Annotated in this window: 18 protein-coding genes; 11 read left to right on the top strand and 7 right to left on the bottom strand. The window is 36.1% G+C overall.

Features of this window, described 5'->3' with window-relative positions; all coding sequences use genetic code 11:
- The 4 genes from DSM00_RS01160 to DSM00_RS01145 all read left to right on the top strand — a co-directional run bounded on the left by DSM00_RS01160 (position 1) and on the right by DSM00_RS01145 (position 2243).
- Entirely contained in the window at positions 1–663 is a 663-nt protein-coding gene (locus DSM00_RS01160) for a hypothetical protein (protein ID WP_128756189.1), read from the top strand.
- An 81-nt stretch (positions 664–744) separates the two neighbouring features.
- A complete protein-coding gene (locus tag DSM00_RS01155; RefSeq protein ID WP_128756188.1) occupies positions 745–1017 on the top strand; it encodes a hypothetical protein in 273 nt (90 codons plus the stop codon).
- A gap of 87 nt (positions 1018–1104) precedes the next feature.
- Positions 1105–1302, top strand: a complete 198-nt coding sequence (locus tag DSM00_RS01150; RefSeq protein WP_028377208.1) for a cold-shock protein — start codon at positions 1105–1107, stop codon at positions 1300–1302.
- Positions 1303–1472: 170 nt separating this feature from the next.
- Positions 1473–2243 carry an amidohydrolase gene (locus DSM00_RS01145; protein ID WP_128756187.1) on the top strand — a complete coding sequence of 257 codons (771 nt, stop codon included), beginning with the start codon at positions 1473–1475 and terminating at the stop codon, positions 2241–2243.
- A 13-nt stretch (positions 2244–2256) separates the two neighbouring features.
- On the opposite strand, the gene DSM00_RS01140 is transcribed toward DSM00_RS01145, so the two are convergent.
- Both DSM00_RS01140 and DSM00_RS01135 read right to left on the bottom strand, forming a co-directional pair.
- Positions 2257–3873: an Ig-like domain-containing protein gene (locus DSM00_RS01140; protein WP_128756186.1), complete on the bottom strand. Its 1617-nt coding sequence runs from the start codon at positions 3871–3873 to the stop codon at positions 2257–2259.
- 102 nt (positions 3874–3975) lie between these two features.
- A complete protein-coding gene (locus DSM00_RS01135; RefSeq protein WP_164916275.1) occupies positions 3976–4650 on the bottom strand; it encodes a ComF family protein in 675 nt (224 codons plus the stop codon).
- Positions 4651–4704: 54 nt separating this feature from the next.
- On the opposite strand from DSM00_RS01135, the gene DSM00_RS01130 reads away from it, so the two are divergent.
- From DSM00_RS01130 to DSM00_RS01115, 4 genes are all read left to right on the top strand, one after another.
- Positions 4705–5586, top strand: coding sequence for a coiled-coil domain-containing protein (locus tag DSM00_RS01130; RefSeq protein ID WP_128756184.1), 882 nt, complete (start codon positions 4705–4707; stop codon positions 5584–5586).
- Positions 5587–5665: 79 nt separating this feature from the next.
- Positions 5666–7702, top strand: a complete 2037-nt coding sequence (locus tag DSM00_RS01125; protein ID WP_128756183.1) for a glycoside hydrolase family 65 protein — start codon at positions 5666–5668, stop codon at positions 7700–7702.
- A 49-nt stretch (positions 7703–7751) separates the two neighbouring features.
- Complete coding sequence (locus tag DSM00_RS01120; RefSeq protein ID WP_128756182.1) at positions 7752–9290, top strand: glycine--tRNA ligase; 1539 nt, start codon at positions 7752–7754, stop codon at positions 9288–9290.
- Between the two features lie 96 nt (positions 9291–9386).
- Entirely contained in the window at positions 9387–12395 is a 3009-nt protein-coding gene (locus DSM00_RS01115) for a GEVED domain-containing protein (protein WP_128756181.1), read from the top strand.
- Here the strand turns inward: DSM00_RS01115 and DSM00_RS01110 are convergent.
- Positions 12392–15808 carry a hypothetical protein gene (locus DSM00_RS01110; RefSeq protein ID WP_128756180.1) on the bottom strand — a complete coding sequence of 1139 codons (3417 nt, stop codon included), beginning with the start codon at positions 15806–15808 and terminating at the stop codon, positions 12392–12394. The genes DSM00_RS01115 and DSM00_RS01110 overlap by 4 nt on opposite strands.
- Positions 15809–15949: 141 nt before the next feature.
- Between DSM00_RS01110 and DSM00_RS01105 the strand changes: the two genes are divergently transcribed.
- The 3 genes from DSM00_RS01105 to DSM00_RS01095 all read left to right on the top strand — a co-directional run bounded on the left by DSM00_RS01105 (position 15950) and on the right by DSM00_RS01095 (position 18952).
- Positions 15950–16720: an exodeoxyribonuclease III gene (locus DSM00_RS01105; RefSeq protein ID WP_128756179.1), complete on the top strand. Its 771-nt coding sequence runs from the start codon at positions 15950–15952 to the stop codon at positions 16718–16720.
- Positions 16721–16793: 73 nt separating this feature from the next.
- On the top strand, positions 16794–17753 hold the full coding sequence (locus DSM00_RS01100; RefSeq protein WP_128756178.1) for an OmpA family protein: 960 nt from the start codon (positions 16794–16796) through the stop codon (positions 17751–17753).
- Positions 17754–17917: 164 nt separating this feature from the next.
- Positions 17918–18952, top strand: a complete 1035-nt coding sequence (locus DSM00_RS01095) for an aldo/keto reductase (RefSeq protein WP_128756177.1) — start codon at positions 17918–17920, stop codon at positions 18950–18952.
- Positions 18953–18985: 33 nt separating this feature from the next.
- Here DSM00_RS01095 and DSM00_RS01090 read toward each other — a convergent pair whose 3' ends face one another.
- The 4 genes from DSM00_RS01090 to DSM00_RS15700 form a co-directional block, all read right to left on the bottom strand.
- Positions 18986–19276 (bottom strand): chaperone modulator CbpM, encoded by a 291-nt coding sequence (locus DSM00_RS01090; RefSeq protein WP_128756176.1) that lies wholly within the window; start codon positions 19274–19276, stop codon positions 18986–18988.
- Positions 19273–20166 carry a DnaJ C-terminal domain-containing protein gene (locus DSM00_RS01085; protein ID WP_128756175.1) on the bottom strand — a complete coding sequence of 298 codons (894 nt, stop codon included), beginning with the start codon at positions 20164–20166 and terminating at the stop codon, positions 19273–19275. The genes DSM00_RS01090 and DSM00_RS01085 overlap by 4 nt, the downstream gene beginning before the upstream one ends.
- Positions 20167–20346: 180 nt before the next feature.
- Positions 20347–21045: a ZIP family metal transporter gene (locus DSM00_RS01080; RefSeq protein WP_241652334.1), complete on the bottom strand. Its 699-nt coding sequence runs from the start codon at positions 21043–21045 to the stop codon at positions 20347–20349.
- Between the two features lie 49 nt (positions 21046–21094).
- Positions 21095–21823 (bottom strand): FKBP-type peptidyl-prolyl cis-trans isomerase, encoded by a 729-nt coding sequence (locus DSM00_RS15700; RefSeq protein WP_128756174.1) that lies wholly within the window; start codon positions 21821–21823, stop codon positions 21095–21097.
- Positions 21824–21842: the final 19 nt, after the last annotated feature.

Genomic DNA, 21842 nt, shown 5'->3' with positions numbered 1-21842 from the left:
ATGCAAAAACTATTTATTTTATATCTCTTTTTAAATGCTACTATAAGCTTTTCTCAAAATCTAGAACCAGCTGTCTTTGCAAAGGTTAATACATTTAGACATACAGGTTTTGAAGATAATATATTTGCAGATGGAGCATTTGGAGTAAGTTTATTTTCAACCTACTGGATTTCTCCAAAGATTGGTTTTAAAAGAATATTTGGTAATCCCAATGATGTGTCTTTTTTTAATGAAACTAATCAAGAACTTATAAGCAGCAAGTATAAAGGCAATGTGTTTACTGTTGGAGCAAAAATACGTCTTACAAAACCCGAAGATGCCTGGTTATTTATCTGGCCGGAGTATAGTTTTGGAGATGTAAAATTTGAGAGTTCTTATTACAAAACAGAAGATGATATCACCCGCTTAGCACTTCAGGAGCGTATAAATTCTAAGAACTATAACTCTTGGTTTGACTTGTCTACAGGGGTCGAATTTTATTTTGATAATAACGAGCGTTTTCTAACTTCAGTCTATTTGACATATACGCTACTGGATTTAGGGTTTGGGTTTGAAAAGCTTTCTTTTGAAAACACAACTAAAAGACCACCCTCAAAAAATAACAGCACTATAGGTCTAGGCGTTAGTATTGAGTATTGTTTCTGTAAAAAAAATCAGGATTGAAACAGAACCTATTAAAATCAAAAATGATCGAATAATGAAATTTCAAGTATTAATTTTGAAGTCTAAAATTTAGAATAATATATGCGTAATCTCATAATCACCCTTTTTTGTATTTGTTGTCTCACATTAGCTTACGGATTTTATTTGCGCTATTTTACGGAAGACCTCGTTGCCGGGGATCGGTTTTTAGGACTTACAATTCTTGCAGTTTCATTTATAGTTATGCCTTTATTTTTATATCACCGATGGAAAGATCGAAAAGTAAAAGATTATATGCTAGATGAAGATAACATAAGGAGAATGAGAGAGTTTAATGACAGCAAAGAATCTCGTAAAAAACCTGAAAATCAATAATTTTAAGAAATTTATTTACATTAAGTTAACCTATGTGTTGTATAATCTCTTAGCTTTGTACCAATATTAATTTTTTACAATTTTACAATGAAAGGTACAGTTAAATTTTTTAATGAATCAAAAGGTTACGGATTCATTACTGATGATGAGACAGGAAAAGACATCTTTGTACACGCTACCGGCTTAAACGGTGAAGTGTTAGAAGAAGGTGACCAAGTAGAGTACATCGAAGAAGAAGGAAGAAAAGGTAAGGTAGCAGCGCAAGTACGCGTGCTAAACGACTAAGATATATATAAGTATATTTAAGATTCCAAACCTCACTTATTAAATTAAGTGAGGTTTTTTGGTTATACTAATTCCGTATTTTTAAGTTTATGACGCATTATCTCACTTACTAATATTACCAATAGATATTCTAATCATTAAATTTACTGTTGGATTTATAATCATTAATTATGTCGCAAAAACTTAATATAGCAGCAATTCAAGCCGATCTTAAATGGGAAAATCCTGAGGCAAACCGATTGTATTTTGATGACAAAATAAATGCCCTCGAATCAGATATTGATCTTATTGTGCTTCCTGAAATGTTCTCAACCGGTTTCAGTATGAAACCTCAGCATATTGCAGATGAGGGCAAGATGCTTAGCTGGATGCAATCAAAAGCTGCAACAACAAACAGCGCCATAGCCGGGAGTTTAATGGTGGCTGAAAATGCTCTATTCTTTAATCGATTTTACTTTGTAGAACCTAACGGCACGTTTCATACTTACAATAAAAGACATCGCTTTACTCTGGCTGGTGAACATCATGTCTATGAACGCGGCGATAAACAAGTAATCGTAAACTTTAAAGGGTGGAATATACTCCCGCAAGTCTGTTATGATCTAAGGTTTCCTGTATTTTCTCGTAACACTTCTAATTATGATGTAGTCCTCTATGTAGCAAACTGGCCGAAGAAGCGCATTTTTGCCTGGGACACCTTACTTAAAGCACGAGCAATAGAAAATATGTGCTATTGCATAGGTTTAAATCGGGTGGGATTTGATGGTAATAACTACGAGTACAATGGCTATAGCGGTATTTATGATAGCTTAGGAGCCACTTTAGCTTTTGCTCAAGATGAAGAAAAAACAATCTTCGCCACTTTATCAAAGTTACATCTTAGTAAAACACGTAATCATCTTAATTTTCTGGCAGATCAGGATGCTTTTGAATTAAAATAACAGATCTATTCGGTTACTCCTGGTTAAGAATAAAGGTCTCTTTAGGATACCAGCCCGATCGTATATCTAATTTACTGGGATAATATAGTACCTCTTCGGGTTGTCGTTGCTTTAAATAACTTCCTGTGTCAAATTTCCCGTTTGCATTTAGATCTACGATTATACGCGCAAAGTAAGTTCCCGGTTCAATACGATCAAATTTAAATTCTTTTTGTCCCACCACTCCTATCTGCTCTCGCTTAACATCGCCTTTTTCTGTTACTAATTGTACGATATGTTGTACTTCGGCAGCACCTTTTAGGGTGATATCAAATTCTCCATAATCTGAGTATTCTTTAGTAGTAGCTCTAAAAATCAGCGTATCGCTTTTGTTTCCGTAGAAATCGGTTAATGCATCAGGTAGCATTACAATTTCATAAGATTGTTTTTCCTCTGTGTCGAACTTCAAACTTAACTGAAGTTTTTCTGGAAACAATTGGGTTTTAAAATCTGTTATATAGGTTGAATCGCTACGTTGTATTTTAATTTTTGAAGAATCTGCAGCGACTATAGGAATAGTACTATTCAACATAAAATCTTCTTCTAGAACTAGACTAGTTGATACAGCGCTCACCTGCAAAGTATCTCTTTTCAGGTTTCGTAAACGCAAAAAGGTAGTATCTACTTTCTTATTTGCTAACGTCTTAAATACTAGAGAATCTGTTTCGATTTTTGGTGCAAACCAGTATTGCAAGGAGTCTTGACCTCTTTTGTAGGTGATAAGACTTTTAAAACCCTCGGGGCGAGTACTTAGCAAATCGATTTTTACACTGTCTGGATTTCCTTTATACGGAAAAGTTATTCGTTGAGCTGATGCTTGTTTAGGTCTGCTCACCTCAGCATCTAATATTTCAGTAAAAAGATTTAATACGTAAACTGAATCTGATGGAACTTCGATAAATGTATCGTAAAAAGCGATTTTATCTTTTGCCGGCTGAAAGGTGTAGTTATTATCTGCGTCTTTTAATGCTGCCAGTTTGTAGCGACCAGCTTTTACATTTGTGATTTCAAAGACATTAGAACTGTCCAGGGTATTAGTAATATATCTGGGAACTTCTTTATAAATAATAGAATCACTGTAAGTAGAATCTGCTTCATAAAGCATAACAGTCACATAATTATCTGCCTTTTGTAACAAAGCATCACGTATAACACCTACTACCTTTAACGAATCTATGTAGTCTCCCGTAGAGAAAACATATTTAAAAAAAGAAAAAGGATTACCTTCATTATTATCGGTTACGCTCTCACCAAAATTAAATACATACGTAGTGTTTTCTAATAAGGTATCGACAAGTTTTATGTCTATAAAACGAGAAGCACTTCCCATAGGTGTTATAGATGCCTTGGGATCCATAGGTGGCGATACAATAAGATTTTTGTTGAGGTCCTTCAATTTGATATACTCATCAAAATAAATACGCACCTCATCTCCCTCAAAGTTTGTTGAATAATTAGGTGGATCTGCACTTACTAAAACAGGAGGAGTAACATCTTTAGGTCCACCGGTAGGTGTTCCTCTCTTTGCACAATTGACAACTACTAATAAGAGTAGTGACACGATAACTAGTTGTAAACCTTTTCTAAACATAACAGCGCAAAGTAACAATTATTTTTAATGACAAGTTATAGAAACCTCATGCGAGGAGACTGTAAATCTATTTGATCTGCTTAATACGTTAAACGATATTTTTTAAACAGCTATTGCCATAACTGCGACACTTAATTTTATATCTGTTGCTTTTTGCAAAGCTAAAAAGCAACCTTCTACAGTACCTCCTGTTGTTATTAAATCATCAACCAGCAGTATATGCTTGCCCTTTAGTTCTTCCTCATTACGTAAAGAAAAAGACTCAATGACTTCTGTACTTCTAAATCTTCTATTGAGAAAAACCTGTGTGTTTGTTGCTTTGGTACGGTATAAAACATCATCTATATAGGGTTTATTTAAAGCGTTAGCAATAGCCTTACCAAATCCTTCTACCTGATTATAACCTCTAGATTTTAATCGCTTCTTGTGTAAGGGTACTGGTATTACACAATCAATATTCTTATAAGCTTCTATATCAATAATTTGTTCTGCGAGCCAAATTCCAAAGTAGGCGCTTAATTTCTTTTGCCCTCTATATTTTAAATTATGAATTAACTGCTGTACCCGGGTTTTCTTATCAAAATAAAAAAGAGCTATGGCTAATTCTAGAGAAGTTCTACCGTACAATAATTTTATAATAGGATTGTACGTTGTAGTATGAAAGTGAGCAAGTGGTAATGCGTGTCTGCAAGTAGTGCAAATGAGATTTTCACCGCTACTTAGCAAATTATCACACGCATTACATTGATCGGGATAAAAGAGTTTGAGTAGCGACATTATCTCATTTTGATTAAAAATTATAACTTCACACTAAGATATAAAATCGTTTGCATGAGTGCTAATCGCAATAACAATGCTTTAAAGGTTCTAATAGGTATTCTTTTTTTTCTGCTTGTAGGCCTTGGGGTTTATACCTATTCTTTTTATCAGGAGTTAAGTGCAAACAAAGTTGCTCTTTCAGAAGAGAAATTAATGCTTCAAAACGAATTGAGTGATTTACTTACCACCTACAATTCTGAAATAGAAAGCAGTAAGCTTATGAATAAAGAATTGCGCGAAGCCAGATCACGCATTCAAAATTTATTGATGCGATTAGAAAATGCTACCACATCGCAAACAACTATTCAAAACTATAGACGAGAGCTTAGTATTTTACGCAATGAACGGGATGTTCTTCGTAAAAAAACCGATAGTTTATTACTTGCAAACGCACTACTTGTCTCTCAAAAATCTACCGTAGAAGCGGCGTTTGATCAAAGTGTGGTACAATTAGACTCTTTACAATCACAGAATAATACTTTGAAAGATGACCTGGCAAAAGGCTCCCAACTTACAGTAAGTAAATTTAATTCTGCGGGTGTAATCCTTCGTCGTAGTGGTAAAAGACTGCCTAACGATCGCGCAAGTCGTATAGATAAAATTGAAATTTGCTATACCGTAAACGAAAATGAGTTTGGTAGACCCGGTAGTCACGATTTTTATATTCAGGTTATCGATCCGCGTAATAATGTAATGGGAGAACGCATATCGCTGTCGTTTGGTGAAAATATTTTAATCTATAGTGCTTATCAACAAATAGATTACCAGAATGAAGAAGTGGTTTCCTGTGTACTTATCAACCCACCTATCGACGAATTCCTTCCAGGGATATACCGTGTAAATTTATTTGAAAATGATCGCTTACTGAGTAATGACGTACTTGAATTAGAATAAAACAATTATTTAAAACTACGCTTCATTGTTTGGGTTTATTTATTTTTACCGGTTAATCATTTCATTAAAATAAACCCTTATGAAGTACATTTTTTTCTTTTTAGCATTTTGCTCAATATTAAAAACCAATGCGCAAAATGAGGCTTGGAATATTACAACTACAGAAAATAATGAATATACCGGTATTGCAATCGCAAATGGTCGTATTGGGATGCTTACATCACCAGATCCATTTCAAATCCAACATGTGGTTCTTAACAACGTTTATGATGTAGATCCAGAGCTGAAAGTAAGCCAGATTGTTCACGGAATGAATTTTGGAAATCTGGATGTATTTATTGATGGGGAGCAGATTACAGCTAAAAATATCTCAAACTGGAAGCAAAATATGAATATGAAAGAGGCGGCTTTCACCACTTCATTTAGCTTCAAAAATAAAGCGGAAATATCCTATACTATCTATGCTTTAAGAAATGTGCCTTACACCGGATATATTGATATCAACATTAATGCAAAAAAGAAAATTGATGTAAAGGTTACAGGTAAAATTGAAACTCCAAAGGAATTTAATAAACCTACTCACAAATATGAGGTTTTAAAAGATATGGAGACAACTATGCCTATTTTACAATCTGTAGCAGAAACTCCTTTTGGCAAACATACCGTTAGTACCTCTGCTACTTTTATATGGCATGCTATAAATTCTTCCAGAGAAAATGAACGCCCAGAATTAATAGAAAAAGTAGCTTCAGATTACACCAATACACTAACTTTTAATAAAACTGTAACTCCAGACCAACCGTTAGCATTTGCCTGGACGGCTGCAGAATGTACTACTCAAGATTTTAATGACCCTAAATCTGAGTCAGAACGTATGGTGATTTACAATCTTCTAAACACTAAAGATGTATTACTTGCTCAACATCAAAAATTATGGGATTCGTTGTGGGAAGGAGATATTGTGATTGAAGGGGATCTAAAATCGCAACAAGATGTGCGATTAGCATTGTATCATTTGTATGCATTTGGACGCGGTGATTCAGATTTAAGTATTGCCCCTATGGGATTATCATTACAAACTCCGTATAACGGTCATATTTTCTGGGATACAGAGTTATGGATGTTCCCTCCTTTACTCATTTTTAATCAGGATATCGCCAGATCATTAGTAAATTATAGATCAGACCGATTGACACCAGCAATGGAACGAGCAAAAAATTATGGTTATGATGGTGCAATGTTTCCGTGGGAAAGTGATGACACCGGTGAAGAAGCCACTCCTCCATTTGCACTTACAGGACCCTTTGAACATCATATTACTGCAGACATAGCAATTGCATTCTGGAATTATTACCGCGTAACTCAAAATGAAAAATGGCTTGCAGATAAAGGTTATCCATTACTTAAAGAGGTAGCAGATTTTTGGGTAAGTAGATCTGAAAGAAATGCAGATGGCAGTTATTCTATTAACAACGTGGTAGGTGCAAATGAGTATGCAGCAAATATTGATGATAATGCATTTACAAACGGGGCTGCAATTACTGCCTTGAGATATGCAGGGCTTGCTGCCGCAAAGCTCAATTTAGAGCCTAATCCAGCTTGGGAAAATGTTGCAAACAATATTGTGATACATAAATTTGAAGATGGGACTACAAAAGAGAATAAGACGTACTCTGGGGCGATTATAAAACAGGCAGATGTTAATCTGCTTTCATTCCCACTGAATATCGTAAATGATAAAGAAGACATCTTAAAAGACTTAAAGTATTACGAACCAAAATTATCCAAGAAAGGTCCGGCAATGGGAAAATCTATCTTTGCAGTACTCTATGCACGAGCTGGTGATGTAGATAAAGCATACAGTCTTTACAAGGAAAGTTATGAGCCTAATCAACAGAAGCCATTTGGTGCTTTATCTGAAGTAGCAACGTCAAATTTTTCATACTTTGCAACCGGAGCCGGTGGTATGTTACAGACAGTATTGTTTGGTTTTGGAGGATTAGATTTTACCGAAGAAGGAATCGTTCAGAAAAACCCTGTACTACCTAAACAATGGAAATCGTTGACAATAAAAGGAGTAGGCCCAGATAAGAAAACATATCGCATAGATCGATAAACAAAATTATTAGAAGCAGATAAAAACGTTTAAATAGAGAATTAAGTAAATGGCACAACAGGAAGATCATTTTAAGAAAGTAATATCTCACGCTAAAGAATACGGTTACATCTTTGGCAGTAGTGAAATATATGACGGTTTAAGCGCAGTTTATGACTATGGTCAAAATGGAGCTGAACTTAAAAAAAATATTAGAGATTACTGGTGGAAGAGCATGGTGCAAATGAATGAAAATATTGTAGGCCTTGACGCCTCTATTTTTATGCATCCTACCACGTGGAAAGCATCGGGTCACGTTGAAGCTTTTAATGATCCTCTTATTGACAACAAAGATTCTAAAAAGAGATACCGTGCAGATGTTCTTATAGAAGACTATGCCGAAAAAATAAATCAGAAAGCTGAAAAAGAAATCGCTAAAGCAAAAAAACGTTTTGGAGAGTCTTTTGATGAAGCCGAATTTGTAAGTACAAATCCTAGAGTTTTAAGATATCGGGAAGAGCAAGACACCATCCTTAAACGTATGGCTCGCTCTCTTGAGGCAGAAGATCTGGCAGACGTTAAAGCTCTTATTGAAGAATTAGGAATTGCAGATCCTGATACCGGTTCTAAAAACTGGACAGATGTGCGTCAATTCAATCTAATGTTTGGTACAAAACTAGGAGCTTCTGCAGAGACAGCTACAGATTTGTATCTAAGACCAGAAACAGCTCAGGGAATATTTGTAAACTTCTTAAATGTTCAAAAAAGCGGAAGGATGAAAATTCCTTTTGGGATTGCACAAACCGGTAAAGCATTTAGAAATGAGATTGTTGCAAGACAATTTATATTTAGAATGCGTGAATTTGAGCAAATGGAAATGCAATTTTTTGTACGTCCGGGAGAGGAATTAAAATGGTATGAACACTGGAAAGAAACACGTCTTAACTGGCATTTATCATTAGGATTAGGTAAAGAAAATTACCGTTTTCACGATCATGAAAAACTTGCTCATTACGCAAATGCTGCCGCAGATATCGAGTTTAACTTCCCTTTTGGTTTCAAAGAGTTAGAAGGAATACATAGTCGTACAGATTTTGACCTTAAAGCTCACGAAGAGCATTCAGGTAAAAAACTTCAATTTTTTGATCCGGAGTTGAATGAAAATTATGTTCCTTATGTTGTTGAAACTTCAATAGGACTTGATCGTATGTTCCTCGCCGTATTCTCTCAGTCTCTTGAGGAAGAGGAGTTAGAAAATGGTTCTACACGTACAGTTTTAAAATTACCGGCTATCTTAGCTCCTGTAAAAGCTGCTATTCTACCGTTAGTTAAAAAAGATGGATTGCCAGAAGTAGCTCGTAAGATTATAGACGACCTTAAATGGGATTTCAATGTTACTTACGATGAGAAAGATGCTGTAGGACGTAGATATCGTCGTCAAGATGCTGCAGGAACTCCTTTTTGTATTACAGTAGATCACGACACGCTGGAAGATGATAGCGTAACCATACGTGATCGTGATACAATGGAGCAGAAGAGAGTAAAAATATCAGAATTGAATACTATTCTTCACGATAAAATTGATTTTAAAAATTGGATGAAGTCTTAAACATCATTCATCATTTATAAAAAGCCCCAAAACGGGGCTTTTTTTAATCCGTATACTATTAACTTTCGTACATTTAAAGACCCTATTTTATACGATATGATACAGGTTTACAGATTTTTGGTTAAAAAATCTTCTTATTCAATAATTGCTGTAGTTGGTGTTCTTTTAATTTTTTCGGCTTCTTTAAAAGCTCAACAGATTGAAGGGCCGTCGATGGTACGAGCGATTAATTTTGTAAAAGAAGTTCCTAGTTTAAGTAGTCAGCTTGAAAAAGGTACTTTTCAAACTCCTGTAAAATCTAATGTTATTCAAGAGGTAAATCCTAAAAGGCGTACTACGAATCAAGTTGTACCGGGAAAAGGATTCCCAAAAGACGGTGATCCGCTTGTTAAGACTGAAAAATCTAAACAAATAACAAAATCATATACATCAGAGCCACTTCAGGTTTTTGAAGCAAACACCTCGCGTTTTACACCCTCAGATCCTACCGGGGCGGTAGGTCTCAATCACTATGTCGCAGCGTGGAATGCCGGGTTTAAAATTTTTGATAAACAGGGCAATTTATTGGTAGATGAGGCTTCTTTAGGAACTTTATTTGAAGGAAATACTGAAGGGGATCCTATCGTTTTATATGATGCTCCTGCAGATCGCTTTATTATAACAGAATTTGAAAAAGACAATCAAAGTGGTGGTGTTAACGGTTTAAATATTGCCATTTGTAAAGGTTCTGACCCGGTAAATGACGGCTGGTATATTTATACTGCTGGTTTTGAAACTGGGGAGTTTCCGGATTATCCTAAATATTCTGTATGGCACGATGGATATTACATCACATCTAACATCCTAATAAACACAGACACCGCAGGAAATAAAAGCAATGCCATCTTTGTTATGGAACGGGAAAAAATGCTTCAGGGCTTAGCAAATGTTGGCTTTTTAGGATTTCCGCTACCTACTCTTCAAACAAATGGTTTTTTTAGTCCTCAATTTTTCAATATCAGTAGTCCTCAGGCTCCAACTACCGGTCCTGCCACAGTGGTTTATCTTCAAGATGACTCGTGGTCTGGAGTTGCTGATGACCATCTTAAATTATGGGATTTAAATGTAAACTGGACCACTCCTCAAAGCTCTACAATCTCACAACCCAATATTCTAACAGTTTCTGATTTTAATAGTGTTTTTGACGGAGGTTCATTTTCTAATCTTCCACAACCATCTGGTCCAGATATCGATGCGTTGCAAGGAACTATTATGAATCAAGCTCAGTTTAGAAAATTTAATACTTACAATTCTGCTGTTTTTAATTTTGCGGTAAATGTAGCTCCCTCTGGTCAAGAGCTAGCCGGAATTAGATGGTACGAATTAAGGCAGGCGGGAGATGGGCAACCCTGGTCGGTTTTTCAGGAAGGTACCTATATTTCACCCACTGGTAATAATGCATTTGCAGCGAGTATGGCCTTAGATTCACAAGGAACTATAGGAATGGGATACACCACGGTAAGCGCCTCTACCCCAGTCACTATAAATTATACAGGAAGATATGCTAATGATCCATTAGGAGAGATGACTGTCCCAGAAGCCTTAATTGCCGCCAGCACTGGCGTGAGTGCTTCTGAGCGTTATGCAGATTATACGCATCTTACGGTAGATCCTGCTGATGGTAATACCTTTTGGTTTATTTCTGAATATTTTAATACCCAACGTAAAGACATAATAGGTGTCTTTAAATTGGCACCAGATTTTACAAATGATGTTCAAGTGGTATCAATAGATAGTCCTGAAGATGGAGCACTTACATCTGCTCAATCAATTTCTATTACAATTAGGAATGCAGGAATAGCAAGCCAATCTAATTTTCCGGTTACATATTCAGTTGCTAATGTTGCTACAGTTACAGAAACTTTTACGGGAACACTTGCTTTTAATGAGTCTGCTACATACACTTTTGCACAAACAGCAGATTTATCAATTATGGGGCAAACCTATACATTGAGCGCATCAACCGGGTTAAGTTCAGATGAAGATCCCAGCAACGACTCGGTAGAGCAAACCGTAACAAATTTATGGCAGGATGATCTCGGTGTGACTGCCTTATTAGCTCCGCAATCGCAAACACCATTAAGTGCTGAAGAAAACTTAACCGTACAAATCACAAACTTTGGTTCTGCTGCACAAACAAATTTTCCTGTTTACTATGAGGTGGACAATGGTTCGCGTATTACAGAAACATTTAGTGCCAGTATCGCTGCAGAATCGGTTGCTAATTATACTTTTAATACTCCCATCGATTTTTCAGAATTGCGAACGTACTCCGTTGTTACCGGAACTGATTTAGCTACAGATAGTGACAACTCAAACAATAGTATTTCTTCTCAAATTACGAGTTCGTATTGTATGCCTGTTGCAAATTGCGCCCTGGCAGATGATGGTATTACTCAAATAAATTTAGAAGGGACTATCTTCAATACAACCTGTACAGATTCAGGATATAGCAACAATACAGACACAGTTTTTGATCTTGATATTCAAGGCAACCCATATACTGGTTTACTTCAGGCTGGTTTTGAAAATACATCATATGCCATTTTTATAGACCTTAATGATAATGGCACATTTGAATCTTCAGAGCTGGTTTCTAATGATATTATAGCGCTTTCAAATCGCGACACTCCTTTTACAATTGAATTACCTGAAGGGGTTAATCTAGGCACCTATAGAATGCGTTTACGCAGTAAAGACAGTGAGTTTGGCGGCAATTTAATAGATCCTTGTGATGATATCGCATATGGTCGCATAACAGATGTGAGCGTACGTATTTTCAATAGTTTGTCTGTGGAAGAGAATATATTTCCTGACGGGGAGCTGGTTGTAATTGAACGTGAAAAAAATCAGTTTCAAATTTCACTTAGTACTACAGAAATACAGGATAAAATGGCGCTTACTGTTTTTTCAGTTTCAGGTCAAAAGCTTGCTGAAAACTGGATTGAAAATGAATACGGAAGTTTTAAATATAATCTGGATATGTCTTACGCTTCGAGCGGAGTCTATATTGTACGTATTGGAAACAGCAAAGGAGGCCAATCGAAAAAGATTGTAGTGCGCTAAAAAAAAGCTCTTAATTGAACAGTCCCCGTATGTATTGTACGGGAAGTTTCACTTTTTCTACCGAAGTAGGCTACGTTGAGATCCAGAAATTTTGTTAATCGCTTCTGTGCCAGAGTCGTCCACGTAAAGTTAGAACCAGGTTGTAGTCCTTCAAGCATTTGATATGCAACCGGTGAAAACGCACTACCCTCAAATTCGTTTTTGATATATTTCGCTTCAGCGCTCAGAGAAATTTTAGCAGAATTGCTGTATGAAAAAGAAATCCCGAAATCCTGTTTTTTTAAAAACTCAAAATCACCAAGCAGATTTTCTTTACTTGCAAGGCTGTAAAATGCCTCTACTCGAGAATTATCATTGATCAAATAGGAGATTTTCGGACTTACTTCTGCACGGGTTAAATCATAATTACGCTGTTCAAAATTTTCAGAAGTGCTGGCATTTGTACCAATATCTGTCTTTAAATTAATGAGGTAACTCTGCTTCACTTTGTGTAAAAAATTAAATTGGTGGCTGCGTAAAGTAGAGGTTTGTAATCCTAGAGAAACTAGATTACGTGTCGTATTTGCTAAATACGTGTAACTGGTCGTAAATTTTTGCTTTCCGCGATTAAGGTATAGCGTGTTTCTAAAATTTACATTTAAACCCAATGCATCTTCACGCTCATCAAACAGATTTAAATCAAATGAATCACCCGCTCTCAAGATTTTTTGATCAATTAAATAACTAGTTTGATTATAAAAATGAGAAGCAAATTTTTTAAAACCCAATTTTCCGCTCCACTGTTGAAAGTCTAATGTCACCAACTGACTAAATCTGTTTTGATGGGTCTTAATAAAAATTTGATTAGGTAAGAGTACTTTTATAAAATCTGCCTCATCATTAAATTGTGCAACCTCAAATTCTTGCAGCTGTTGAACGCCATCTCCATTATAATCTATCCATGTATAAACCCCTTGTCCTTCATCAACTTTTACATAGGTAAATTCTTGTTGAGGTAAGGTGCCGCTACTGGTTTCAAATAAGGTGTTCAACCGCAAAATAGAATTAAAAATACGTTGATCAAACAACAATCTGGAGTTTAGCGATTGTTCATTTTGCCTATTATTTTCTTCATAAATCAACTTCCTATAGTTTATAAAAAGCCCTAAAGATGTATGCTCATTTTTAACCAACTGAGATTTTAAATAATAAGTATTACTATTATTTACACGCTCTAGATAAGTATTACGTAAACTATCGTTAATTCTAAATCTGTAACCTACTTCTACAAAAACCTCCGTACTGTCACCACGTCCTATAAATCCTTCATACGATTGATAACGCTGACTCAAAGAATCTAATATTCCCGATGTTTTTTGCTTTAAAATATTGCTTTCTGTACTTATCTTAGCGCCTATCCAAGATTTTTTAAAGCCATAAATACTGGTAGCGTTTAGTCTTAAAAATGAGGTTTCTGAAGTATCTGATCTAGTTTTTAAAAAACTTGAATTTACAAAGGTTTGAAGCTTATTAATTTTAAAGTTTGAAATAATGCTATTTCTTACACCGTTATAGTTTTTTCCGAAGTTGAGATTTTCAAACCGGTAATCTACAAACGCACGTGTAGAATCTTGATAGTGTAATCGCCCAGTAATTAAGGATTGATCTCCGAGCGTAGTAAATGGCAAATTCCAATCCCGGTTAAATTCAATTGCATAAGTACGTTCTATGTTTTCAAAATCATCTTGTATATAATCTATAGTAGCATAGGCATCTAAATACTTTGATTTTGTTTTGAGTATGCGCTGTCGTATATCAAATTTACCGGCAAATCCAGTATTATTACTATCATCGAGCTCAGAGAATAAATTGAGATCTCTCTTACTACCTGCTCCTTCAAAAGCAATTGCAGTTTTATCTGTGGGAGCAAAAAGACCTTCTACAACAGCCATTTGCAATTGAGTAGGAGCAAATAAGCGTATTACTGGAGCGTAATCTCCTTGCGCAACTCCGTTCACAGGACTTACATATTCATAAATACGACTTATCGCTGTATTTGAACTTAATCGATAGTCACCTAAATTAAGACCTACCTGACTAAAACGAACATTATATAATTCGTCTTCAGGATTATTTGAAAAAACATACACCTCTTTTCCATCACGTAGCTCTTTGCGGTATAATATTTTATTCTCGTTGTAGGTTTCGGGATTAACGCTAGGTGCAAACATCAATGAGGGATTATCTCCTGCCTGCTGTAAAACATCTACTTGATCTGTATTCAAGTTTTGCAATAAGGGCTGATTTTTAGCATCACTTTCAAAATATACATGTGCTTTTAAGTGCAGCTTATTATTTTCGGTCTGGTGACCTCCACCTGCATAAGCAACCAATCTTGTGAAATTTTGTTCGCTGTACTGATACTCTACCGAAATACGCATTTCGCTGGTAATGGGGAATGTGGGATTAAAACGCAGTTCGCCTGCATTGTAATCAATCACATAATCAGCAGTTTCGCCACGTTGCAAAAGAACTCCATTTACATAAACGCGTTCACTACCACTTACGATAAGTACATACAATTCTCCATTAGGACCTGTGAGTTTATAAGGCCCTTGGTTTCCTTCTTGTCCATTAAAGCGACTCTGCGTAAACACACCTCTTACAAGTGCAGCTGCACCAAATAAATCAGTTTCAGAATTGTCATGATCTAAGGTACCACGTAGCGATAAACCTTGCACTTTTTTATTAAATCTACCGAAGTAGGAAGTGGTGTTTTCAAGATTTATATCACCCGCCCGTATATTCCAGTAATCACTGTAAAGCTCAATGAAAATTTGATCAAACTCATCTAAGCGCTGAGAATAACCACCGTCTTGCTGCGGAATATTAGCATCCTGAAGCGACGCCCTTAGAGACACACGCTCACTTAATTTTCCAGAAATCTGCAGGTCTAATTCACTATTAAGAGTACTATTTTGATTGTTACCACTCGTAATTCCCCGCACTAAACTTCCAGAAACATCCAAGCCTTCAAAAGGCACAAACGTTTTGAAATACTTTTCCTCTTTTAAGGCATAAACACGTTCAAGATTACCCGAACTATTTACAGTCTTGTCTGGATCAAATTCAAAATAACGTTGAGTAAGAAAATGTGGGTAAACACGGTAATTAAATACAAGAGAATCTGGCAGCTTATCAATTTGCTTGAGCACAAGTTTAGAGACACCATAGTCTACCGAATACATAGAGCTATCTATTACAATACCGTCTGGAGTAGAAACTTTAAATAAATAAGGATTTATACTTACCGAATCTATGAGAATAGTATCTCTAACAGCAAGCTTTTTAATTCTTGATAAACCAGTTTCGCGTTCCTGAGCAAAACCGCTTAAGCACAATGAGAATAGAAATATACAAGCAAGGTTGCGCATCGGGTATAAAACTACATGAAAAAGAATAAAGTTGGCAGATTCTATTTGCTAGCCGATATGTATTAAAAAGAGATCCAAATCTTATAATTGAATCAGATCAAACCGAAATATTTAACTTCGCCCTAAACTCACAACAAACGCATGAAAATTATCACATATAACGTCAACGGAATTCGCGCAGCATTAAAAAAAGGACTTTTAGATTGGATAAAGCAGGCCGACCCAGACGTGCTTTTACTACAAGAAACAAAGGCACATAAAGAACAGGTAGATGTCGATTTTCTTCAGGAAATAGGATATCATGATTACTGGTTTAGTGCTCAAAAAAAAGGATATAGCGGGGTGGCTATTCTTACAAAAAAAGAACCCGATAATGTAGTACACGGTACTGGTATTGATTATATGGATTTTGAAGGTCGTAACATACGTGTCGATTTTGGTGATCTCAGCATAATGAGCATGTATTTACCCAGCGGAACAAATGTAGATCGCCTGGAGCATAAATTTAAGTATATGTCAGACTTTCAGGTTTATGCAGATGAATTGCGTAAAACAAGACCCAATCTTGTGGTAGGTGGCGATTATAATATTTGTCACGAAGCTATAGATATTCATGATCCTGTACGACTTAAAAATGTGAGCGGCTTTTTACCTGTTGAGCGCGAATGGATGACCGAACTTATAACCAGTGGTTTTACAGACAGTTTTAGACACTTAAATCCAGAAGTAGAACAGTACAGCTGGTGGAGCTATCGCGCTAATGCCAGAGCTAATAATAAAGGCTGGCGACTTGATTACAATATGGTTAGTGAACCCTTGAAAAATGCAATTTCCCGAGCGGTTATTTTACCAGAAGCAAAACACAGCGACCACTGTCCTGCATTGCTAGAACTGGATTATAATGGCCTGTAAATTTTAATAAAATAACACCAATATTTTCAAGGCATCGGCGTTAATCAAAAAACAACTAATTCAATAAATAATTATGCTTAAAAAGTTTTGCTTCATTCTATTTAGCGCTGCTACACTTACCTCCTGTGTTTCTGCTAAAGTTTACAAAGATCTAGAGGCACGTTATGCCGGTCTTAAATCTGAAAATCAAGATCTTGATAGAGAACTTGCCACTTCAAACCGCCTTAAAAAGCAGTTTGAAACAGAATCCGCGCGATTGAGTGAAGAACTTGAAACCACTAAAGCAGAACGCGATCAACTTTCAAGTGCTTATGCTGCTGCAAAAAGCAATCTCGAAAATCTTCAGAAATCATATGATGCTCTGGAAGCAAATAGCTCTAAAAGTCTTGCTGAAAATTCTAAGAAAAACAGAGAGCTTTTGAGCGAACTTGATGAAAAGCAACTTGCACTTGCTACAGAGCAAGCTCGATTAGAAAAGCTTCAGCGTGATCTGGCAGAGCGTTCACAGCGTGTAGATGAATTAGAATCTATGATTGCCGCTAAAGATGCAAAAATGCGCGCACTTAAAGACGCAATTTCAAAAGCACTAGTGGATTTTGAAGGCAAGGGATTAACTGTAGAACAGCGCAACGGAAAAGTATATATCTCTCTTGAAAATAAATTACTTTTTGACAGCGGTAGCTGGACGGTAGGATCTAATGGTCGTAAAGCAGTACAGCAACTTGGATCTGTGCTGGCAGAAAATTCTGAAATCGCAGTTCTAATTGAAGGCCATACAGATAATGTACCTTATGGTGGCAATGGTGTAATATCAAACAATTGGGATTTATCTACAAAAAGAGCAACAGCGATTGTTGAGATACTTAGTCAGAATTCTGCAATAAATCCACAAAATCTCACTGCTGCAGGTCGCGGAGAATTTGCTCCGGTGGCATCTAATTCTAGTGCCGAAGGAAAAGCAAAAAACCGAAGAATAGAAGTTATATTAACGCCGCAACTAGATGAAGTAACTAAATTGCTGAATGACATTTAACTGTTCTAATTAATAAATTTTAAAAATCGCCCGTTTCTGACGGGCGATTTTTTTTTAAGTATAGTGGCTACGCCGATTACATAATTTACTAATTAATTTTTGTACCAATAGGCGGCTCTTAAACTTTCGGTTTTTACTTTTACAAAAAACACGAAACTCCATTTATGCGCTACACAAACCTTCCCAATACAGAAATCAAAGTCAGTAAAATATGTTTGGGTACAATGACTTATGGTCAACAAAATACCGAGGCAGAGGGTCATGCTCAACTTGATTATGCCATAGATCAAGGAATAAATTTTATTGATACGGCAGAATTGTACAGTGTTCCTGCAAAAGCAGAAACCTATGGAAGTACAGAACGAATTATAGGGTCTTGGCTTGCAAAAAGAGGAAAACGCGATGATCTGGTTATAGCTTCAAAAATTGTAGGGCCGGCAGATATGTCTCAGCATATTCGCACTGGTGGTTTTACTAAATCAGAATTTAGAGATGCCATTCAAAAAAGTTTAAAAAGGCTGCAAACAGATTATATAGATTTGTATCAGCTTCACTGGCCGGAGCGCAACACAAATTATTTCGGAAAACTGGGATATACTCACGATGATACTGAAAAATGGCAAGATAATTTTGCTGAAATTCTTGAGGGCTTAAACAGTTTTATAAAAGAAGGTTTAATAAGACATATCGGGTTAAGTAATGAAACTCCTTATGGTTTATCGAGATATCTTGAAGAATCTCGAAAAGGATTACCTAAAATGATTACCGTTCAAAATCCTTATAATTTACTCAACCGAAAAGATGAAGTAGGACTTACAGAACTCTTACACCGTGAAGAAGTAGGTTTATTAGCTTATTCTCCTTTAGGTTTTGGGACGCTTTCAGGCAAATATATTGACGGTAGTGATACAGAGGATTCTCGTGTTAATCAATTCCCGAAATACAATAGATATTCAAATGAGATTGCTGTAGCAGCTACAAAAAAGTATATGCAAATAGCAAAAAAATATGGCTTATCTATTACTGAGCTAGCTTTAGCATTTGTTACAGACAGACCATTTATGACTGCTAATATTATAGGTGCTACATCTTTAGATCAACTTAAAGAAAATATAGGAAGTGCAAGCATAACATTATCAAAAGAAATACTTGATGAAATTGATGTTGTGCACCGGGAAATGCCTAACCCAGCTCCATAGAAATAAAAAAAACCAGATCTAGATCTGGTTTTTTTATTCATACAATCTTAACCTATTCTGAGTGGTGATTAATTCTTGTTTAAGATTCTCAACAGTATTTAATAAGTTGAGTATAACATCAATTCCTTCTACATTAATATGCAAATCTTCAGATATGCGTACAATTTTCTCAAAAATAGGTATGCTTTCATAATGCAAACAATAGGTTTCTTCTACAACTACGATTTGCAAGACTCCCTGCTCATGTAACTCTTTAAAAAAAGTTTCTTGTATTTTATAATGTTCACAGAGTTTGGGTACCGGTATGTATTCTGCATAGTTCATGAGGAATGTATTTTTGAGAGTTCTTCAAATAATTCTTTTTCCCTTTCAGATAGATCTGTAGGTACTTTCACGGCGTACGTAATAAACAAATCTCCGTATTGATTTTCCTTTTTATAAACTGGAAATCCTTTTCCTTTAAGTTTCACTTGCGCTCCACTTTGAGTCCCTGCAGCAACTTTTAATTTTACCTTACCATCAAAAGTTTCAACAATAAGTTCGCCTCCTAAAATCGCTGTATATAGATCAAGATCTACTGTTTTATATAAGTTCGCTTTATCTCGTTTAAAATCAGAGTTATTTGCAATTGAAAATTGAAGTAGTAAATCACCTTTAGGGCCTCCATTTATACCTTCCCCGCCGTAACCCTTGATTTTTATAATCTGGCCATTTTCGACTCCCGCAGGAATAGTAAGCCGTATATTTTTCCCGTTTATGGTAATTGTACGCTTTTCAGTTTTATAGACCTCATCAAGATTTAATTGTAAAGTCGCATTAAAATCTTGCCCTCTAAATTGACTGCGATTGCCTGCTCCTCCAGATCCGCCGAACATCGATCCGAAAAAATCTGAAAAGTCATTTTGACTATATCCTCCGCTATATTGAGATCTACCTCCCTGATTGCTATACGCTCTCTGTTGACGTTCTGCATTCTCATAGGCATCTGCATGCTGCCAGTCTTTACCATATTTATCGTATTTCTTTCTATTTTCAGGGTTCCCTAAAACTTCATTTGCTTCATTTAATTGCTTAAACTTTTCTTCAGCTTCAGTATCCCCGGGGTTAACATCAGGATGGTATTTGCGGGCAAGCTTACGATAAGCTTTCTTGATTTCTGCTTCCGTTGCCGTTTTATCTATACCTAAAACTTTATAATAATCTATATATGCCATCGAGAAGTTACTTAAGTTGTGTTTTTTTAAGTCTTTTATACAATAGCAAAGATTTAAAAAATACACATCACATTAAAATTAAGGAGATTTATAGTAAAGACACGATAAGATAATTCTAAATTTTAGTTAAGTAGCATGTCTTTAATAACTGTGTAAGTTACGCTTTCGCAGAAGCAAAAACTATCCTAAGCTATTTAGATAAAAAGCCAGAATGAGACCTATTGCAGTTGCAATACCTGCCCAATAACTGTCTTCTTTATAAGCCTTAGGAAAGACTTCAATAGACAGAGAAGCTACTACAGCTCCACCGGCAAAACAACGTATGTATGCCAGTAAGGAGTCAGAAACATCAGCGAGTAGTAAATTTCCTAAAAAAGCAGCCAGAGATAGAATTAAGGCTGTAGCTCCCCAAAGGGTAAGTACTTTCTTTTTTGAAGCCCCGTTTTCAGTCATTTCTTTAGCACCGCCAGCTGCTTCGGGCAAATTTGAGAGAAATATTGAGCCCGAAAGTGCTGCAATACTTAATGGATCTGCACCAATTAAGGCAACACCCAGCGCCAGGTTTTCAGGAATACCATCTAGTGTAATTGCTGCAAGAAGCCCTCCTCCACTATTTGAACCCCATTTTTGTTTGACGAGATAATCAAGACCTGTAAAAACCAGTGCACCGGCAAAAACGATGCTCAATGCTATACCTATAGAAGATTTTTCCATAGCCGGGTTAATCAACTCCAGCACTGCAGAAACAATTAAGGCGCCACCTGCCAATGCGACCAAAAAGCCTTCTGTTTTCTCTGATAACGAACCATAAATACCCCAAACAGCTCCAAGCAGAAGCGCTCCGGAAACTACAGCGATTACAATTAAGGTCATCATCATAAGCTTCGGTTTATCTTAAAACAGCTGTGCTAATTTTTGAATGAATGGGTTATTTTATACTTAATAACTCTACATCAAATATCAACATCGCATAAGGTGGAATATCTGCTCCAGCTCCGTTTTCACCATAGGCTAATTCTGCAGGTATGTATAATTGATACTTAGAACCCACATTCATTAATTTTAAAGCTTCGGTCCAGCCAGAAATAACCTGACTTACCCCTAAAACGATAGGTTCTCCGCGCTTGTACGAACTATCAAAAATTTTACCGTCAAGTAGGCGGCCTTCGTAATGTACTTCTACCTTATCTGAAGATTCAGGCACAGCTCCACTCCCTTTCTTTAAAATTTTATACTGTAATCCACTTTCGGTTTCAGTAATACCCTCTTTAGTCTTATTTGCTGCAAGAAAACTAGTCTCTTCTTCTTTATTTTTAACCTCTGCAGCCTCGCGCTCTCTGTCTTTTAGTTCTCGTAGTTCTACTTGAAAGCGTCCCATAATCCCTCTAATCTCCTCTTCAGACAGAGCTAAAGTATCTTTTAAACCTTCTCTAAGTCCGTTTTCATATTGATTAATATCAAAAATTGAATCTTGAGCATTTCCAAACATCCCTTTAAATTGTTTTGCAGTCGATGCTCCCATCGCATAAGACACAGAGTCCTTAAATGTGGTGAATTTTGCTTCAGGTTCTGATTGCTGGATTGCATCACGTGAACTTGAGCAATTAATAAAAAGAGCAGTGAAAGGAATTATAAGTAGAAGGTTTTTAATATGCATTTTAAAAGGATTGGTTTAT

Origin of the sequence: Leeuwenhoekiella aequorea (genome assembly GCF_004104375.1) — a bacterium.
In the GTDB taxonomy this organism is placed as follows: Bacteria; Bacteroidota; Bacteroidia; order Flavobacteriales; family Flavobacteriaceae; genus Leeuwenhoekiella; species Leeuwenhoekiella aequorea.
This window is presented reverse-complemented; position numbering and strand designations above follow the sequence as displayed.

Bases quoted from the DNA above. Each gene is read 5' to 3' on its own strand.
- DSM00_RS01160 (WP_128756189.1), top strand. From the start codon at position 1: ATGCAAAAACTATTTATTTTATATCTCTTTTTAAATGCTACTATAAGC.
- DSM00_RS01155 (WP_128756188.1), top strand. From the start codon at position 745: ATGCGTAATCTCATAATCACCCTTTTTTGTATTTGTTGTCTCACATTA.
- DSM00_RS01150 (WP_028377208.1), top strand. From the start codon at position 1,105: ATGAAAGGTACAGTTAAATTTTTTAATGAATCAAAAGGTTACGGATTC.
- DSM00_RS01145 (WP_128756187.1), top strand. From the start codon at position 1,473: ATGTCGCAAAAACTTAATATAGCAGCAATTCAAGCCGATCTTAAATGG.
- DSM00_RS01140 (WP_128756186.1), bottom strand. From the start codon at position 3,873: ATGTTTAGAAAAGGTTTACAACTAGTTATCGTGTCACTACTCTTATTA.
- DSM00_RS01135 (WP_164916275.1), bottom strand. From the start codon at position 4,650: ATGTCGCTACTCAAACTCTTTTATCCCGATCAATGTAATGCGTGTGAT.
- DSM00_RS01130 (WP_128756184.1), top strand. From the start codon at position 4,705: ATGAGTGCTAATCGCAATAACAATGCTTTAAAGGTTCTAATAGGTATT.
- DSM00_RS01125 (WP_128756183.1), top strand. From the start codon at position 5,666: ATGAAGTACATTTTTTTCTTTTTAGCATTTTGCTCAATATTAAAAACC.
- DSM00_RS01120 (WP_128756182.1), top strand. From the start codon at position 7,752: ATGGCACAACAGGAAGATCATTTTAAGAAAGTAATATCTCACGCTAAA.
- DSM00_RS01115 (WP_128756181.1), top strand. From the start codon at position 9,387: ATGATACAGGTTTACAGATTTTTGGTTAAAAAATCTTCTTATTCAATA.
- DSM00_RS01110 (WP_128756180.1), bottom strand. From the start codon at position 15,808: ATGCGCAACCTTGCTTGTATATTTCTATTCTCATTGTGCTTAAGCGGT.
- DSM00_RS01105 (WP_128756179.1), top strand. From the start codon at position 15,950: ATGAAAATTATCACATATAACGTCAACGGAATTCGCGCAGCATTAAAA.
- DSM00_RS01100 (WP_128756178.1), top strand. From the start codon at position 16,794: ATGCTTAAAAAGTTTTGCTTCATTCTATTTAGCGCTGCTACACTTACC.
- DSM00_RS01095 (WP_128756177.1), top strand. From the start codon at position 17,918: ATGCGCTACACAAACCTTCCCAATACAGAAATCAAAGTCAGTAAAATA.
- DSM00_RS01090 (WP_128756176.1), bottom strand. From the start codon at position 19,276: ATGAACTATGCAGAATACATACCGGTACCCAAACTCTGTGAACATTAT.
- DSM00_RS01085 (WP_128756175.1), bottom strand. From the start codon at position 20,166: ATGGCATATATAGATTATTATAAAGTTTTAGGTATAGATAAAACGGCA.
- DSM00_RS01080 (WP_241652334.1), bottom strand. From the start codon at position 21,045: ATGATGATGACCTTAATTGTAATCGCTGTAGTTTCCGGAGCGCTTCTG.
- DSM00_RS15700 (WP_128756174.1), bottom strand. From the start codon at position 21,823: ATGCATATTAAAAACCTTCTACTTATAATTCCTTTCACTGCTCTTTTT.